The 16,368-nt window shown below is 43.2% G+C and carries 16 protein-coding genes; 15 read left to right on the top strand and 1 reads right to left on the bottom strand.

From position 1 onward, the window contains the following. Positions 1-224 precede the first annotated feature (224 nt). The gene (locus KGY70_08365) at positions 225-1,070 is read left to right on the top strand and encodes a hypothetical protein (GenBank protein ID MBS3775186.1); all 846 of its coding nucleotides are present in this window, start codon (positions 225-227) and stop codon (positions 1,068-1,070) included. A gap of 592 nt (positions 1,071-1,662) precedes the next feature. Here the strand turns inward: KGY70_08365 and KGY70_08360 are convergent. Beyond that, positions 1,663-2,418, bottom strand: coding sequence for a sulfotransferase domain-containing protein (locus KGY70_08360; GenBank protein ID MBS3775185.1), 756 nt, complete (start codon positions 2,416-2,418; stop codon positions 1,663-1,665). 325 nt (positions 2,419-2,743) lie between these two features. Here KGY70_08360 and KGY70_08355 point away from each other — a divergent pair, with 325 nt between their 5' ends. The 14 genes from KGY70_08355 (at position 2,744) to KGY70_08290 (ending at position 16,095) form a co-directional block, all read left to right on the top strand. Beyond that, positions 2,744-4,567 (top strand): ABC transporter ATP-binding protein, encoded by a 1,824-nt coding sequence (locus KGY70_08355; GenBank protein ID MBS3775184.1) that lies wholly within the window; start codon positions 2,744-2,746, stop codon positions 4,565-4,567. Then, positions 4,564-4,716: a hypothetical protein gene (locus KGY70_08350; GenBank protein ID MBS3775183.1), complete on the top strand. Its 153-nt coding sequence runs from the start codon at positions 4,564-4,566 to the stop codon at positions 4,714-4,716. Before KGY70_08355 ends, KGY70_08350 begins: the two co-directional genes overlap by 4 nt. A gap of 89 nt (positions 4,717-4,805) precedes the next feature. After that, complete coding sequence (locus KGY70_08345) at positions 4,806-5,186, top strand: four helix bundle protein (GenBank protein MBS3775182.1); 381 nt, start codon at positions 4,806-4,808, stop codon at positions 5,184-5,186. Positions 5,187-5,568: 382 nt separating this feature from the next. Further along, complete coding sequence (locus KGY70_08340; GenBank protein MBS3775181.1) at positions 5,569-6,663, top strand: glycosyltransferase; 1,095 nt, start codon at positions 5,569-5,571, stop codon at positions 6,661-6,663. A gap of 458 nt (positions 6,664-7,121) precedes the next feature. Continuing rightward, entirely contained in the window at positions 7,122-7,433 is a 312-nt protein-coding gene (gene rplU, locus KGY70_08335) for a 50S ribosomal protein L21 (GenBank protein MBS3775180.1), read from the top strand. A gap of 20 nt (positions 7,434-7,453) precedes the next feature. Continuing rightward, positions 7,454-7,711, top strand: a complete 258-nt coding sequence (rpmA, locus tag KGY70_08330; GenBank protein MBS3775179.1) for a 50S ribosomal protein L27 — start codon at positions 7,454-7,456, stop codon at positions 7,709-7,711. Between the two features lie 182 nt (positions 7,712-7,893). Then, positions 7,894-9,171 (top strand): serine--tRNA ligase, encoded by a 1,278-nt coding sequence (gene serS, locus KGY70_08325; protein MBS3775178.1) that lies wholly within the window; start codon positions 7,894-7,896, stop codon positions 9,169-9,171. 377 nt (positions 9,172-9,548) lie between these two features. Continuing rightward, positions 9,549-10,061, top strand: coding sequence for a UpxY family transcription antiterminator (locus KGY70_08320; GenBank protein MBS3775177.1), 513 nt, complete (start codon positions 9,549-9,551; stop codon positions 10,059-10,061). A gap of 404 nt (positions 10,062-10,465) precedes the next feature. After that, entirely contained in the window at positions 10,466-10,891 is a 426-nt protein-coding gene (locus KGY70_08315) for a hypothetical protein (protein ID MBS3775176.1), read from the top strand. Between the two features lie 343 nt (positions 10,892-11,234). After that, positions 11,235-12,029 carry a polysaccharide biosynthesis/export family protein gene (locus KGY70_08310; GenBank protein MBS3775175.1) on the top strand — a complete coding sequence of 265 codons (795 nt, stop codon included), beginning with the start codon at positions 11,235-11,237 and terminating at the stop codon, positions 12,027-12,029. Continuing rightward, on the top strand, positions 12,026-14,449 hold the full coding sequence (locus tag KGY70_08305; protein ID MBS3775174.1) for a polysaccharide biosynthesis tyrosine autokinase: 2,424 nt from the start codon (positions 12,026-12,028) through the stop codon (positions 14,447-14,449). The genes KGY70_08310 and KGY70_08305 overlap by 4 nt, the downstream gene beginning before the upstream one ends. Before the next feature lie 536 nt (positions 14,450-14,985). After that, the gene (locus KGY70_08300) at positions 14,986-15,315 is read left to right on the top strand and encodes a hypothetical protein (protein ID MBS3775173.1); all 330 of its coding nucleotides are present in this window, start codon (positions 14,986-14,988) and stop codon (positions 15,313-15,315) included. A 301-nt stretch (positions 15,316-15,616) separates the two neighbouring features. Then, entirely contained in the window at positions 15,617-15,799 is a 183-nt protein-coding gene (locus tag KGY70_08295; GenBank protein ID MBS3775172.1) for a hypothetical protein, read from the top strand. Then, positions 15,787-16,095: a type II toxin-antitoxin system RelE/ParE family toxin gene (locus KGY70_08290; GenBank protein ID MBS3775171.1), complete on the top strand. Its 309-nt coding sequence runs from the start codon at positions 15,787-15,789 to the stop codon at positions 16,093-16,095. Before KGY70_08295 ends, KGY70_08290 begins: the two co-directional genes overlap by 13 nt. Positions 16,096-16,368: the final 273 nt, after the last annotated feature.

Here is a 16,368-nt window from a genome sequence, read left to right as displayed (position 1 = left end):
GGGATGGTTTGCGGGATGGATGCAGGCTCGCCTTCGCGAAGCTTCTGCGGAGCAAGGCAACCCCGCATTAGAAAAACCGGCTTTTTGCGAAATTTATTGAAGCAAAAAGCCAGGTTTTTCAATAGCGTCAGAATTATTCAAGAATAATTCGGGTTAGAATCGTGCTCCATGGCATTCTTTTCCGTTGGTTGACATGAGGACATTTTCATAACATTCATAAAACAATGACAACAGCAAAGGACAAAAATATCTTTTTTCATGTTGGATTGCCCAAGACAGGTTCTACGTTTCTCCAGAGAAATGTATTCCCCAAATTCAATGGTATCCGGTTCATCAAAAAACATGATTTCAAGCACAGAGACCGCATCATAGAGCAATCAACCCATGATAAAATCCTTATGTCGATTGAAATTAACCCGGATGTCCAAAGTGGTTTAGAAAAACTTCAGGATGTATCCCAAAAATATCCCCATACCCATACAATCATCGTGTTCAGACAACAAGGCTCATGGTTAAAATCAAAATACAAGTATTATCTCAGAAAACACGGAACCCGAAGCTTTGACCGCTATTTTGATATCAACGGAACAGGCATCCTTGAGCCGAAAAACCTGTTGTTTTACCCCAAGATTAAGCTGCTGGAATATTTATTCGAGCCTACACCCCTTGTGATATTCCAGGAGGAACTGAAACAAAACCCCTATGCCACAATCGACATGCTGGCCGATTACATGGGTGTGACCTATGACAAAAATGACATCCGGATTCAAACGGTGAAAAAATCCTATACCCCGAAACAACTAAAAAATGTACGCCGTTTCAACAGATGGTATCAGTATGACCATTCCCACATCACATCGAAAACCAAAAAGTTTCTCTATAAAAAATTCAGCGGCTTACTTTTGCATTCCATCGCCTTCATGGGTTCCATCATTCCGGATAAACAAGAAGACAAGGAAAAGCTCATTCCTTCCCAAAAAATTGAGGAGGTGAATGAGGCCTATCGTGGAGATTGGGAGAGATGCCTCGATTATGCGAGATCGCAAAGAAAGCTGTTATTCAAAACATAGAGCAAGAGGGCACGAAAGCACGACAATACGAAAGCACGAAAGCACGACTGCACGACTGCACGATGGCAGGAAGGAGCGAAGGCGAGGGGAAAGGAGAGAAGTAGTGAGTGAGTTGTGAGTTGATAAGTAGCAAGTTGTGAGTGATATTGAACTGCAGAAGTAGAGACGCAAGGCTTGCGTCTCGGAGATTAAGGGAACGACAGCACGATGGCACGAAAGCACGAAAGCACGATGGAAAGAAGGAGCGAAAGCGAGAGAGCGAGGGGGAGAGGGGAAAGGAGAGAAGTAGTGAGTGAATGAGTAGTGAGTGAGTTATACGAATATTGAACTGCAGAAGTAGAGACGCAAGGCTTGCGTCTCGGAGATTAAGGAAACGACTGCACGAGGGACTTAAAACATGCATCACTTTTAACCCACCTTATTCAAGAATAATTAATTCTTGTTCAAGTTTATTAAAATTCTGTAATACAATATAATATAGCTGCATAACTTGAGCAATTCAGATCAATCCCCATTGAACCCGCATATTAATCATTTTCTTATAGCAAAACTCAGTGGATGCGGGTTTCTGACGCTATTGAAAAACCAGACATCATATCGCATCCCAGTAAAAAGGATTCGGAAATTCTTTCATCACCTGGTTGCAATATGCAATATCCTCACGGTTGAAATACTCTTTAAACCCACCGACCTTACCTTTTCGGGTTTTATAGGTATCCTGATCATTGGGATCTTTGGGGTAAAGCACATTTTTAAAGGTCTTTTTAAAATAACCCTGTTTTTCCAGTTTGTGCATATTGTTAAAACGGTAAAACCAAATGATGTTTTTCAGCTTTTCTTCCTCGATTTCATGTACCTTCAAAAATTCCAGCAATTCCTTCATTACATTCAAAGGCCGGGCATGAAGGTCCTCATATTTAATAAGCTTAAAATCGGTGGGTACATGGCGGTTTTGATCCCAGATGGAATGAAACTTCAATATTTTTTTTATCCCATACCGGTCGTCGCGAATGAATTCAGAAATGGAGCCGTCATATACCTGATGCCGCTTAGTCATCTGAAAATAGGAGGAAACCACCGTATCCCTCGGATCCCTTGCCAAAAATATGACCCGGTTACTGCTGTATTCGGTTTTGTCTTCGGGCAATTCCCAGTGGCGTATATTCAAAGAATTTTGCGACCCATTGTGTGCATAGACAGGAAGGATGTTCAGATCGTTTAACATGACCCGCAACCAGGTACGACCTGATTTGGGGTATGAAATCACCACTACATCCCGGTAAGGCCCAAAATTCCGGTGGTATCTCTTTTTTATTCCTTGTTTCAAAGTAGCAAGCAATTGTAACATACGCTTCAGGATTAAAGGGTGGATCGTAACCAACCCCGTTATATCTTGTGTTGGTTCCGCAAAAATAATAAACCTTTGGGTGCAATCCTGAGATGGATTGAGGATATCGGCCAGGATCTTCTAAACCTTTATCCCTGGTGTAATTAGAGTCTGTCTATAATATCTGCTGGCTGCGTTACGCTCGTTTTTCATGCCAGTCAATTACATCAACCTGATTATACAATTGGAACTTTCCGATTAATTTAAACAGAAGATCTTATTATTTACTTAATTTTGCCGCCGAAAAAATGACAGCCACAAACATTAACAGAGAGGTTGGATCCAGATGTACGTATTTAGAAAGTTAACAGGATATGTCATTCCCTATTGGAAAAATGCGGTTTTAGGGATTTTACTGAATTTATTGGGAACTTTTTTCTCCCTTTTTTCCTTCACCATGGCAATGCCATTTTTAAAAATCCTGTTTGACCAAAAGACCGCCATCACTGAACCGGTGCCCTTTCAACTGAATGCAGATGCCATACAGCACAATTTCAATTATTTTGTCAGCCGGATCATCACGGACAAAGGACCGGAAACAGCACTTATAATAGTAAGCGTGATGGTGGTGGGGCTTATACTGTTAAAGACCTCTTTCTCCTATCTCGGAAATTTCACCATTGTTCCCCTTATCAACGGGGTGATCAGGGATATAAGGAACAAACTTTATGTGAAGATTACCAACCTTCCAGTTGCCTATTACTCAGAGGAACGCCGGGGCGACATACTTTTAAAAACCACCGGTGACGTACAGGAAATGGCCAATACCATGCTCAATCCTTTACGGCAGGTAGTCAAAGCCCCCATCCAGATCATCATTTATATAACAGCCCTCTTCGTGATGAGCTATAAACTCACTTTTTTTGTCCTGATATTAATTCCGTTAAGTGGCTATGCCATCAGCGTGGTGGGTAAAAATCTGAAAAAAGCCTCCATCAAAGGACAGAATAAGCTTGGAGAACTGCTTTCCATGCTGGAAGAGACCATCTTCGGACTGCGCATCATCAAGGCATTCAATTCCGAAGCAAGGGTCAAGCGCAAATTCCAAAAGGAAAACCAGAAATATACCCGCATCATGAACCGTATCCTAAGAAAAAGGATGCTGGCCAATCCGTTCAGTGAATTCATCTCGGTATCCGTCATTGTGGTAATCATGTGGTACGGGGGCTCACAGGTGCTCAGCCCTGAAACCAGCATGCTTTCCCCGGAGGCATTCATTACTTATCTCATTATTTTTTCCCAGATCATTCGTCCGGCCAAAGTGATATCCAACTATTACTACAATTTCAAAAAGGGTCTGGCTTCATTCGAAAGAATAGAAACCGTATTAAATGCCGAAGAAACCATTAAAGAAAAACCGAATGCTCAAAGCATTAAAGCATTCAAAGATTCCGTCGTTTACGAGGATGTCAGTTTCTGGTACAACCACGATTATGTACTAAATCATGTTAACCTGGAGATAGGGAAAGGACAAACCGTAGCCATTGTGGGCCAGTCAGGCGCCGGCAAATCCACGCTGATAAGCCTGCTACCCAGATTTTACGATGTGAAGGAAGGAGACATCCGTGTGGACGGCATCTCCATAAAAGACCTGAAGGTGAAGGACCTCCGTGGTCTGATCGGTCTGGTGACGCAGGAATCGATCCTTTTTAACGACACGGTATACAACAACATCGCATTCGGAAGGGATGATGCCGCTTACGAACAGGTTGAAGAGGCTGCCCGCGTAGCCAATGCCCACACATTTATTATGGAGCTGGAAAACGGCTACGAAACCAACATCGGTGACCAGGGCAATAAGCTTTCCGGGGGCCAGAAGCAGCGCATCAGCATTGCCCGTGCCATCATGAAGAACCCTCCCATCCTGATACTGGATGAAGCCACCAGCTCACTGGACACCGAATCGGAAAAACTGGTACAGGACGCCCTTTACAGACTCATGCACAACCGTACCTCCATCATCATCGCCCACAGGTTATCAACCGTCCGGGAAGCAGATAAGATCGTGGTGCTCCACCAGGGTACCGTAAGGGAAACCGGCTCACACAACGAACTGATCCAACAGCAGGGGATTTATAAGAAACTGCATGAGATGCAGATGTTTGAATGACTATCTGCGGAATAGGGAACTGGGAAGACGGGAAAAGGAGAAGACGGGAAGACGGGAGAAGAAGAAGACGAGAAGACGGGAAGACGGGAAAAGGAGAAGACGAGAAGACGAGAACGGTGAATATGAAAAGACGGGAAGAGGAGGATTGAGAAGGTGAGAAAGAAGAAATTAAAAATAAAGGCATGTAAAAAAGAAAAGAAAAGACATCAAGGATAAATAACCATTAAAGAAAATTACCATGGAAATTATTAAAAGTCACAAAGAACTGAAAGTCTATCAGAAAGCTTTTGAAAAAGCAATGGAAATCTTTGAGATAACAAAAAAATTTCCCAAAGAAGAGACCTATGCTTTAACCGACCAAATAAGAAGGTGCTCAAGATCGGTATGTAGCAATATTGCAGAGGCTTTCAGAAGACGCAGATATTTAAAAATATTTGCCCTGAAATTAAATGAAAGTGAAGCTGAGGCAGCAGAAACGCAAAATTGGCTGGATTTTAGTCTTGAGTGTAAATATATCAATAAATCAACCTATACAAAATTATATACAGAATATGATGAGATTATCGGGATGCTTGTAAATATGCAAAAATCACCCGAAAAATGGAAACTGGATTCTTAAAATACTCCTCTTCTTGTTCTCAACTTTTTTCTTCTCAGCGCCCTTCTTCTCAATTCTCCTCTTCCTAATGCTCGTTTCCCAAGTTTCCGTTTTCCCAATTCCAGTCTTCCCAGTGCTCCTCTTCTCAATTCCCGTTTTCTCAGTTCTCGTTTTCTCCTCTTCCCAGTTCTCGTCTTCTCAGCGCTCTTATTCCCAATTCTCGTTCTCCCATCTTCTCGTCTTCTCAGTGCTCGTCTTCTCAGTGCTCCTCTTCACGTTTTCTTAATTAACTACCCAAACCGAGCGTATAATCTTCCACCATTAACTTAATGTATCCACCCAAATTTCTACTATCTTTGATTCATCATTAAAATTTAACAGATCATTTTATTATATAAATAAGATGAAGCCAAATCAGACCATAGCATTTGTCAATTCAAACAAAGCCTGGGGTGGAGGAGAAAAATGGCATTTTGAAATGGGGAAAAGGCTCCGGGAGAAGGGATATCCGGTTCTTTTCGTGGTGCACAAAAAAAGTGCATTGTATAAAAAGGTAAAAGAAGCGGAGCTCCCTCATGCAGCAATTGTTATTAACAATTTCAGCTTTCTCAACCTTTTAAAAATCAGGAAAATTTCAAGGTTGTTCCGGGAACAACGGGTAGGCTCGGTAATCATGAACCTGCCTTCCGATGTGAAGGTGGCCGGACCTGCCGCGCGAAAAGCAGGGGTAGAAAAGATCATGTACCGCAGGGGTACGGCCCTGCCGGTGAACAACAACCTGTATAACCGCTACCTCTTCAAGAAAGTCATTACCCACATCATAACCAATTCGCACGCCACCAAAGAACTGCTTTTGCAAAAAAACTCCAAACTGGTCGACCGGAAAAAATTCCGGATCATCTACAACGGTTTGGATTTCAATGAATTTGACAACCGCCCGGTAAAGCCGATATATACAAGAAAAAATGACGAGCTGATAATTGGCAATGCCAGCCGGTTTGTCGAGCAGAAAGGCCACAAACTGCTGGTCGAAGTAGCCAGAAAGCTCAAGTCACGGGAGGTTCCATTCCAGCTCCTGCTTGCAGGGGAAGGCAAACTAAAAGAATCCATTATTAAGCTGGCAAAAAAAGAAGGTGTTTATGAAAACTTGTTATTTACCGGATTTATCACGGACATTAAAAGCTTTATGGCTTCTATCGATATCTTTCTTCTAACATCGCTCTGGGAAGGATTCGGTTATGTGATTGTAGAAGCCATGGCCGGGGAAAAGCCCGTGATCGCTTTCGATATCAGCAGCAACCCGGAGATCATACGCGACGGGGAGAATGGTTACCTCATCCCCTTTCGGGATACGGATACCTTTGCAGAAAAGATAATTACCCTCTATCATAAACCCCGGCTCAGAGAAAAGATGGCAAGGGAAGCTGGAAAAACCGCAGCCGAAAATTTCGATATGGATTATATGGTCAGGCAGATTGAAGATCTGATTGCTGAATAATAATATAGTTTGAAGTTTGATTGATTGACAGGAGTTTTAAATATGAATTGGCAAATAGCAATTTGCAGTTGGCAAACCAGAAGCTATAACTGGTAGCATTCGGTGGTTATTCAGGGATATTTATGGTCATTCGGTTGTATCTGAAGAAAGGAAGACGATGATGCGGGGTACGATAAGGCAAAAGAGCGTAGAAAAATTATGAGTTCTGAGTAATGAGGCCGATTCAAATGATTACCTCAAGCCTTTCTGCGCTTAGCCTTAGCCTCAGCCTTCGCCTCAATCAACAATCTGACAATTTGGCAATGTATCCTTTCATGAACGGAGCGAGTAATTTGACAATATATAAATTAAACCATTATACATTTTATTTCTCTCATAAAAAAACCAGAAATCTTTGGCATTAAAAGAATCTTTTATATTTTTGCAGTCCGCAAATAAAACTATAAAGAATAAAAGCAATGTACGCAATAGTTGATATCGGAGGATTTCAGTACAAGGTGGAAAAAGACAAAAAATATTTTGTCAGCCGGCTGAACCAGGAAGAAGGTGCTCAGGTGGAGTTTGACAATGTATTGCTCGTGGATAACGAGGGCGACGTGAAAGTTGGCAAGCCAACCGTTGATGGTGCCAAGGTATCGGCCAAAGTCGTTTCACATGCTAAAGCCGACAAAAAAATCGTTTTCAAGAAGAAAAGGCGCACGGGCTTCAGGGTAAAAAAGGGTCACCGCCAGCCCGTGACACAGATACAGGTTGAAGATATTGTTGCTTAATCATTAAAAAATTTTGACCTATGGCACATAAGAAAGGAATGGGTAGTACCCGCAACGGACGCGACTCTGAAAGCAAACGCCTTGGAGTGAAGCTTTACGGAGGGCAAGCTGCGAAAGCGGGTAACATCATTGTAAGACAAAGAGGTACAAAACATTATCCCGGAAAGAACGTTGGAATGGGAAAGGATCATACCCTTTTTGCTCTTGTTGACGGAAGTGTTGAGTTCCAGAAAAGAAAGAACCGTTCATACGTTTCTGTTACACCTGCGGAAAATTAAGGGTATAAACTGAGATATACGCACGGTTATATGCGTTAAACTTTAAAAACCAAGAAAATAATATTGGTTTTGGCTATTATTATTTTGACCGTTGCAACATAAAAAATTATTGAGAAACTCCTGTATCCGATAATCATCAATACCGATACAGGAGTTTTCTTGTTTCTGAAAACCCCTTGCCCATGCTATCATTACAATACATTCGCGAAAATTCCGAGTACATCATTGAAAGGCTCAAAACCCGTAACAATGATTACACCGAAACCATTGAAAAACTCAAGCATCTCGACGACGAAAGGCGTAGCACCCAGCAAAAGGTAAACACCGACCAGTCGGAGCTCAACACGCTCTCCAAAAAGATCGGCCAGCTCTTCAGAGAAGGCAAAACCGAAGAGGCCAATGAAGCCAAAAACAGGAATGCGGATCTCAAGCAGAAGATCAAAGAAAACCAGAACCGGCTGAACGAAATAGAAGAAAAAATTCGTGACCTGCTGATTCAGGTGCCCAATATACCCCATCCATCTGTGATTCAGGGTAAGGGTGAAGAAGACAATCAGTTTGTCCGTTCAGGGGGTAAGACCCCTCAATTGGGCCCGGATGCACTGCCTCACTGGGAACTGGGGAAAAAGTATGACATTCTTGATTTCGATCTGGGCAATAAAATCACAGGAAGGGGATTCCCGGTATATAAAGACAAAGGCTCAAGACTACAAAGGGCCATGATCAATTATTTTCTGGACAAAGCTCGTGCCGAAGGTTATCAGGAAATGCTGCCTCCGTTGATGGTCAATGAGGACAGCGCCTTTGCCACCGGTCAGTTGCCCGACAAGGAAGGCCAGATGTATGCCGTTCCCGTCGACAATTTCTACCTGATCCCTACTGCTGAAGTGCCCGTTACCAACATCTACAGGGATTCCATTCTGGACGAAAAGGACCTGCCGGTGAAAATGACTGCCTATACCCCTTGTTTCAGAAGAGAAGCAGGCTCATGGGGTAAGGAAGTTCGCGGGCTGAACCGCGTGCATCAGTTTGATAAGGTAGAGATCGTGCAGATCGATCATCCTGAAAGATCCTATCAAACCTTAGAAGAGATGACCTCCTACGTAGAAAGCCTCATCAAAGACCTGGAGCTGCCCTACCGCATCATGAGGCTTTGCGGAGGTGACCTGGGCTTTGCCGCGGCACTCACTTATGACTTTGAGGTATATTCCTCAGCCCAGGACAAGTGGCTGGAAGTAAGCTCAGTGTCAAATTTTGAATCCTATCAGGCCAACCGGTTAAAACTGCGATTCCGGGCAGCAAGAGCAAAAAAACCCCAACCGGCCCATACCCTTAACGGAAGCGCCCTGGCCCTTCCGCGCCTGCTGGCTGCCTTACTGGAAAACAACCAGGATGAAAAGGGGATAAGGATACCGGATGTATTACAGGAATACACAGGATTTGACCATATTACCGCGTAAACCTTTCTCAGGTTCATTAACTGTGCGCATCAGATAGTCCTCAACAGACCCTGGCCTTAAAGTCAAAAGGCCTCTGAACGCGTCTATTCTGGCATGGATGCGGACATGGCTTGTGAGTTTTGAATGCCATGGGACTGGCATGAAAAACGAACGTAACCCAGCCGAGGGTCATTATAGAGGAATTCTAACCAGAATTAAAGTATATCATCCGGTAAATAAAAATTTTATCTTAAAAATCAATGACTCATAAAACGATTTTATCTTATATTCGTATCGTTTGAATGCATTTTAAATTCAGAGCAACCTATTTGTTGGGTGAAGATATTTATTAACTTTGTAATCAGCACGGATTCCAAACTCAAAAAAGCAAACCGCTTATGGGGGTAAGGGCAAAAAGATGGTATGCACTCTATACAAAGTCACGAGCCGAAAAGAAGGCAGAGAGGGAATTGCAGTTAAAAGGACTCGAAGCCTATCTGCCTTTGGAAAAAAGACTGAAGCAATGGAGCGACCGCAAAAAATGGGTGTATGAACCCCTGATCCGGTCTTATATCTTCTTAAGAGCCAGTCAGAAAGAACTATATCAGGCATATTATACGCCGGGCATCGTTACCATCGTCAATTTTGAAGGGAAGCCCGCCCCCATTCCGGATAAACAGATTCAGGCCATTAAAGAGTTGCTCAAAAGCGGTGAGCATTACGAGGTTACTTCAGATCAATTTGAAGTTGGTGAAACTGTGGAAATCCAGGCAGGCAAACTCAAAGGCATGCAGGGAGAGCTTGTCAAGCAGCTGAACCGCTACAAGGTACTTTTGCGCATCGATGTGATCCAGCAGAACATTCTGATCAACATCAATCCATCGTACCTGAAGAAGGTGATGATGGACTAGCTTTAACTCCCGAAATACCTGCTTTCATGACTTTTCCAGCTCATACTTCATTGGGACTGAGGAGGCGGAGCTGTCTCCTTTCAAAAAGTTTGAAAATCAAACTGGCAAAAGGCAATTGGCAGTTGGCAACAAAAGAATGGCTGTAGTTAGGAAATGATAGAAATAATTATCTCTGATGACCAGGTATGTCAAAAGCCGGATTGGTTTTGGTCATTTGTAGTCATTGATGTTATTCACAGAAAAATTCAACGATAAAGAAAACCTTGCTTTTTGTTTCAATATTTCAGCGTAATATATGAATGAACCTGTTTAAAATGGATTCTAATTTACATAATAAATGCACATAATTTCCTGTTTAAAAGAAAATCTTAATTATATCCAATATAACAACAATAGATAAAAACATGATCAAGGAAGAAAAGCTGCCTGACGACATACTCGATAAAATTCCCGGATTGGTGGAACGGCTAAAGAAAGAAAAGGACCTTGAAGCATTTTATATATATGGCAGTGGTGCTAGAAATGAACTAAAGCCACTGAGTGGTCTTGATTTTGCTATTTTATTGGATATCAGTCTCGTACACAAGGAACTTTTTCGACGTGAACTGGATTACCGGGTGTACATTACAGATTACCTGCAATCAGAAGAATTTGATCTGATACTGCTTAACAGGGCACCGCTTCGTTTTGCCCATTCGGTTTTAAGAGAAGGCAAAATGTTGTATTGTAAAAACACCACAGCGGTAATCAATTTTTCCGAATACATCAACAAGCATTATCTTGATTTTAAATTCCATAAATCCGAATTTAACAGGATCTTCCGGGAATAACTGGATCAACGTTATGGATAATTTAAAACGAGGGCACGAACGCATGACTGGCACGACACCACGAAAGAACGTCAACGCGAAAGAACGACGGAACGAAGGCACGACAGAGCGACGAAGCGAAAATGCGATGGGGCGATGGGGCGAGGAAGAAGTTATGAGTAATGAGTAGTGAGTTTCCTGTCTACTTAGCTTTTCTTAACCTCAAACATGAAACTTCTTGCCCTGCGCTCTATGCTCTGTCTGACTTCTGATCTCTGACCTCTGACTTCTGATCTCTGACTTTAAACTCACTACTTACAACTCACTACTATATGAACCATTTCTTTTTATTATTTTTGTGCTTATGAACCGACTACAAACCTTCATATTGCTTCTACTCATCGCAGGGGCCCTTTCCTCCTGCGATTCCTATAAGAAGCTGACCTATCTAAGGGACATTGCAGAAACCGGACAGGACAGCCTTTTTAGCAAAAACAAACCGGAATACCGCCTGCAGCCCGGAGACATCCTCTATATCCAGGTAGTAACACCGAATGAGGATATCAATCGGATATTTAACCCCTTGTTAGGCGGAGGGCAGAATAACCGAAGTATCTCAAGGGGTGGCCAGAGCCTGTTCTATCAGGGCTATTCAGTCACCGATTCAGGCTATATTGAAATGCCTATCATGGACACCATCTACTTAAACAACCTTACTCTTCAGGAGGCCAAAGAGAGGATACGTAAAAAGGCCGACAAATACCTGAAAAAAGCCCAGGTGATCACCCAACTGGCCAGCTTCCGTTTTACTGTGCTGGGTGAGGTAAGAAATCCGGGAGTCCAGGAGGTGTATGATAACCAGGTAAACATCATGGAGGCTTTGGCATATGCAGGAGATATCAGCTATAACGGCAACCGGGAGAATGTTCTGGTAATCCGCCCCACTGGCGAGGGTTCGAGAACATTCAGAATAGACGTGACCGACAATGATCTGATCGACAAGCAGGGATACTATATACAACCCAACGATGTGATCTATGTAGAACCCCTGAAAACCACCATGTTTCGCGAACGAAGCTCCGATTACATGTTCCTCCTGGGGGCGGTATCCTCCATACTATCCACCACTGTGATCGTGCTTAACTTAATGAACCGATGACCGAACAGGAATACAACGAACTATACGAAGAGGAAGACCAGGGCATCAATTTCCGAAAATATGTCTTTTTGTTTCTTTCCAATTGGTACTGGTTTGCGCTCACCCTGGCCATTGCTTTGGGCGCTGCTCATATGAAAAACCGGTATACCAATCCCACCTATTCGACCAGTGCAACCATCATACTGGAAGATCAGGGAGAAAAAACAGGGGTGGACAACGTATTGAGCGATCTACGGCCTGTTCGCATCTGGCGGCGCAGAGGCATTGTAGAAAATGAAATTGCCAAGATCAAATCCTATGAAATTGCCCGCCGTACACTGGAAAAACTTAACTTTGAGGTGAGCTATACGCTTCATGGCAGGCTCATGGAACTACCAAAATATAAAAATACCGGCATCAAGGTAAAATATGATACAAGTCATACTCAACTCAAAAACAAACCCGTTTTTGTCAATCCCTTATCCCAAAATAAATACCAACTGATGATTAATGAGGGTTATGGAGTAGATACTACAATGGAATTCGGGCAAAGATATAGGGATGAAAATTTCTCCTTTAAGGTGATCAACCAGGGAGCAAGTGTAAGTGTTGCCAAATACAGCTTTCAGTTTAACAGCTTAAATGCTCTGGCCAATCGGTACAGTCAAAGAATCCAGGTGGAAAAACAAAGTGAGGAGAGCACCATTCTTACCATCACACTTCAGGGAAAGGTTGAGCAAAAAATTGTTGACTATTTGAATACTTTCTGCAACGAATATATCCAGTACGGTCTCGACCAGAAAAACCGCACAGCAGAAAACACCATGCAGTTCATCGATGAGCAGATCGAACAAATCGCAGATTCTCTACAGACCATAGAAAATCAACTGCTTAGCTTCAGAAAACGCAATGAGATCATTAACCTGAGCAAAGAGGGCGAGATGGCCTTTGAAAGGCTGAAAAATTATCATTCACAAAGAACAGAACTGGAGTTTAAAAAACGTTATTACAACTATCTGCAATCCTATCTGGAAAACAGAAACGCAACCGGCGCCATAATCGCTCCGCCAGTCATACAGGAAGACGGAGCCGTGCTGACAAACCTTTTAAATGAATTGCGTGATCTTCGACAGCAAAGAGAAGAGCTGGATTATTTTGCTACAGAAGAAACACCGGAGGTAGGAAAGATCAATCGTCAGATCAGCCAGATCAAAAGACGCATCCGTGAACACCTGGAATCTTCACTGGAAAACAACCAGGCCATACAGGAAAAATACACCCAGGAGATCGACAACATCGAACAACAGATTCAGCAGCTTCCTTTTAAGGAAAGAGCCCTCCTGAACATCCAGCGCAAATACGACCTGATGAACGAATTCTACAATTTCCTGCAGGAAAAACGGGCTGAGGTAGGCATACAAAAAGCATCAAACGTCCCGGATAACCGTGTACTGGACAAAGCACGCCAGGAAAATGTTCAACAGCTTTCGCCACAAAAATCAAGAAACTATGCGTTTGCCCTGCTCCTGGGCTTGCTGATCCCTGCGGTGATCATCTTTGCCCGTGATTATTTCGACAACCGCATTGAAAGCAAAGAAGACATCGAAAACAATACCAACGTGCCGGTGCTGGGAACCATTGGCCATAACCATTTTCCAAGTGAGATACCCGTGCATGAAAATCCAAGAGCAGCGATGGCCGAGTCGTTCCGGCGCATACGCACAAACTTACAGTATATCCTTCGGGAAAAGGATCAGCAGGTAATCATGATGACTTCTACCATCAGCGGAGAAGGTAAAACATTTGCCGCACTGAACCTGGCTTCCATTATGGCCATGAGCAACAGGAAAATTTTACTGGCAGGGCTCGACATGCGCAGACCCACATTGCACCGGGTGTTTGGGCTCGATAACGATGAGGGCATCAGCACCTACCTGATCGGCAAAAACAACTTCGGGGATACCATCCGACAGGTTGAGGAAGAAAATCTATATGTGGCAGTAGCCGGCCCCGTGCCGCCAAACCCGGCTGAGCTGATCGAGACCGATAAGATGCAACAATTCTTCAGCCAGGCCCGCGAACAGTTTGACTACATCGTACTGGACACGCCCCCCATGGCCCTGGTTACCGATCCCCTCCTGCTGGGCAGTTACGCCGACAGCACCATCTTCCTCATACGGCAGAAATTCTCGTCAAAAGATGTGCTCGAGCTGATCAACAAATTTTATAGCGACAAAAAATTCAGGAACATCAACCTCCTGATCAACGACATCAAAGTAGCCCGCGCACTGGGTTACAGGTATTATTATGGATATGGTTACGGCTATGGTTATGGGTACGGATATGGTTACGGCTATCGCTACCGTTACGGAGATTATTATGATGAAGAAAGGGATGGCAGGAACAGGAACGGGCTGAGACGGCTTTTGAGAAGAAAATAATGTAGTAATGAGTTCGGGGGGACGAAAGAACGACGGCACGAGAGCACGAGAGCACGACGGCACGACAGCGCGATGGAGCGATAAAACGAAAGAGAAGGCAAGGAAAACGGGAAAATGAGAAGACGGGAAGACGAGAAGATGAGAATTGAGTAGAGACATGCCATGGCTTGTCTCTACGTTTGGCAGGAAATAGATCAATGTGGCAAAATACCGGAAAAAAGGGAAATGGAATAGGTTGTAGCCAGCGATGTAGCTACAGGCACATCAGTAGAGACGCAAGGCTTGCGTCTCGGAGATTGGGGCACGATAGGTAACGACGGCACGAAAGAACGATGGAGAGGCAGAACGACAGCGCGATGGAGCGAAAGGGACGAAGAAAAGTAGTGAGTCTTTTGTCACAAGTAGGCAGTCATGGAACCTTAAACTCTGAACTTGAAACTTTTTGCTTCATACCGTACGCTTTAAGCGCTTAGCAATACCCCAACAACCAGTCAACATTTTTTAAGGTCCTTCGTTATATTAATAAACATATACCAATGAAAAAGCAGATCCTTATTGTATGCCTGGTATTCTTATCCCTCCAAATGGCAGCCGAAAAGCCACCTGCCACTTATCAGCAGTTCAGGGCTGAATTCATGAATATGGAGCATAACAACAACTATATCTTTAGGATTGATCAGACAACCATTACCTGGATTGCTGCCGGTACAGGTGTGGGCATCGTCGGCGTCAGCGGATATTTCCTTGTAAACGGCCAGATGTCAAAATTCCAGAATGCCGCACTGATTGGCGGTGCCGCTTATATTCCCATCCTTGCCATCTTAATACTTTCAGAAGATGATGGCCCAAGATTCCCCTATTATTAGGAAACAGAGAATGAAGAAGTAAGTTATGCGTCAGGGCACGAGGGCGCGTTGGCACGAGCGCACGACTGGCAGGAAAAAACGATGGGGCGACGAAGAAGTTATGAGTAATGAGTTGTGAGTTCCCGTACGCTGTATTTTCTGCTCTTAGCCTCAGTCTTATTCAACAATTTGACAATTTAACCATTTAATAATGGTTTACTCAACCTTAAACCTGAAACCGATAAATCAGATGCTAGAAGGCAGTGGTCAGGAGAAAGTAATTATTCACTAAATTTACCGTTTACATTAAAAACAAATGACCATGTTGACAAAAAGTAAGCTTAAAAAATCCCTGGAAAACCTTCCAGAATCTTTTTCCATAGATGAATTAATTGACCAGTTGATCTTCATTGAAAAGGTTGAGGAAGGACTTGATCAATCCAACAAAGGAGAAGTAGTATCCAATGAAGATGTAAGAAAAATCATCGATAAATGGTCAGAATAAACTGGACAGAGCTTTCTGTTGATGATTTGAAGGAAATATATGACTATATTGCAGAAGATTCTGTAAGATATGCTGAAATTACAGTAAATAAAATTTATAACAGGGCACAAATTCTGAAAAATCAGCCCAGGAGTGGAAAAATCGTCCCGGAATTTAATGATCAACACATCAGAGAAATAATTTCAGGGAATTACCGAATTGTTTATAGAATATTAAGTGAAAGTCAAGTTGATATTTTAAGAATATATCATTCAGCCAGATTACTGGGAAAAGATAGTTTAAAACATCAAACCTGAAATAACGACTTGCACGAGCGCACGAAAACACGACGGCACGAAAGAACGAGGGGGCGACTTAAGCGAGGGGGCGACGAAGCGACTACGCGAGAATCCAATGTAAATGCACCCCTTAGAACTTTCTGCCCTTAGCCTTCGCCTTAGCCTCAGCCTCAGTTAACCTTAAACAACGACTGCACGAGCGCAGGACTGACACGACGGCACGACAGCACGAAAGAACGACAGCGCGATGGGGCGATGGGACGACGAAGCAAAACAGCAGCTACAGGCAAC

It is taken from the genome of Bacteroidales bacterium, from assembly GCA_018334875.1.
Lineage (GTDB): Bacteria > Bacteroidota > Bacteroidia > Bacteroidales > UBA12077 > JAGXLC01.
This window is presented reverse-complemented; position numbering and strand designations above follow the sequence as displayed.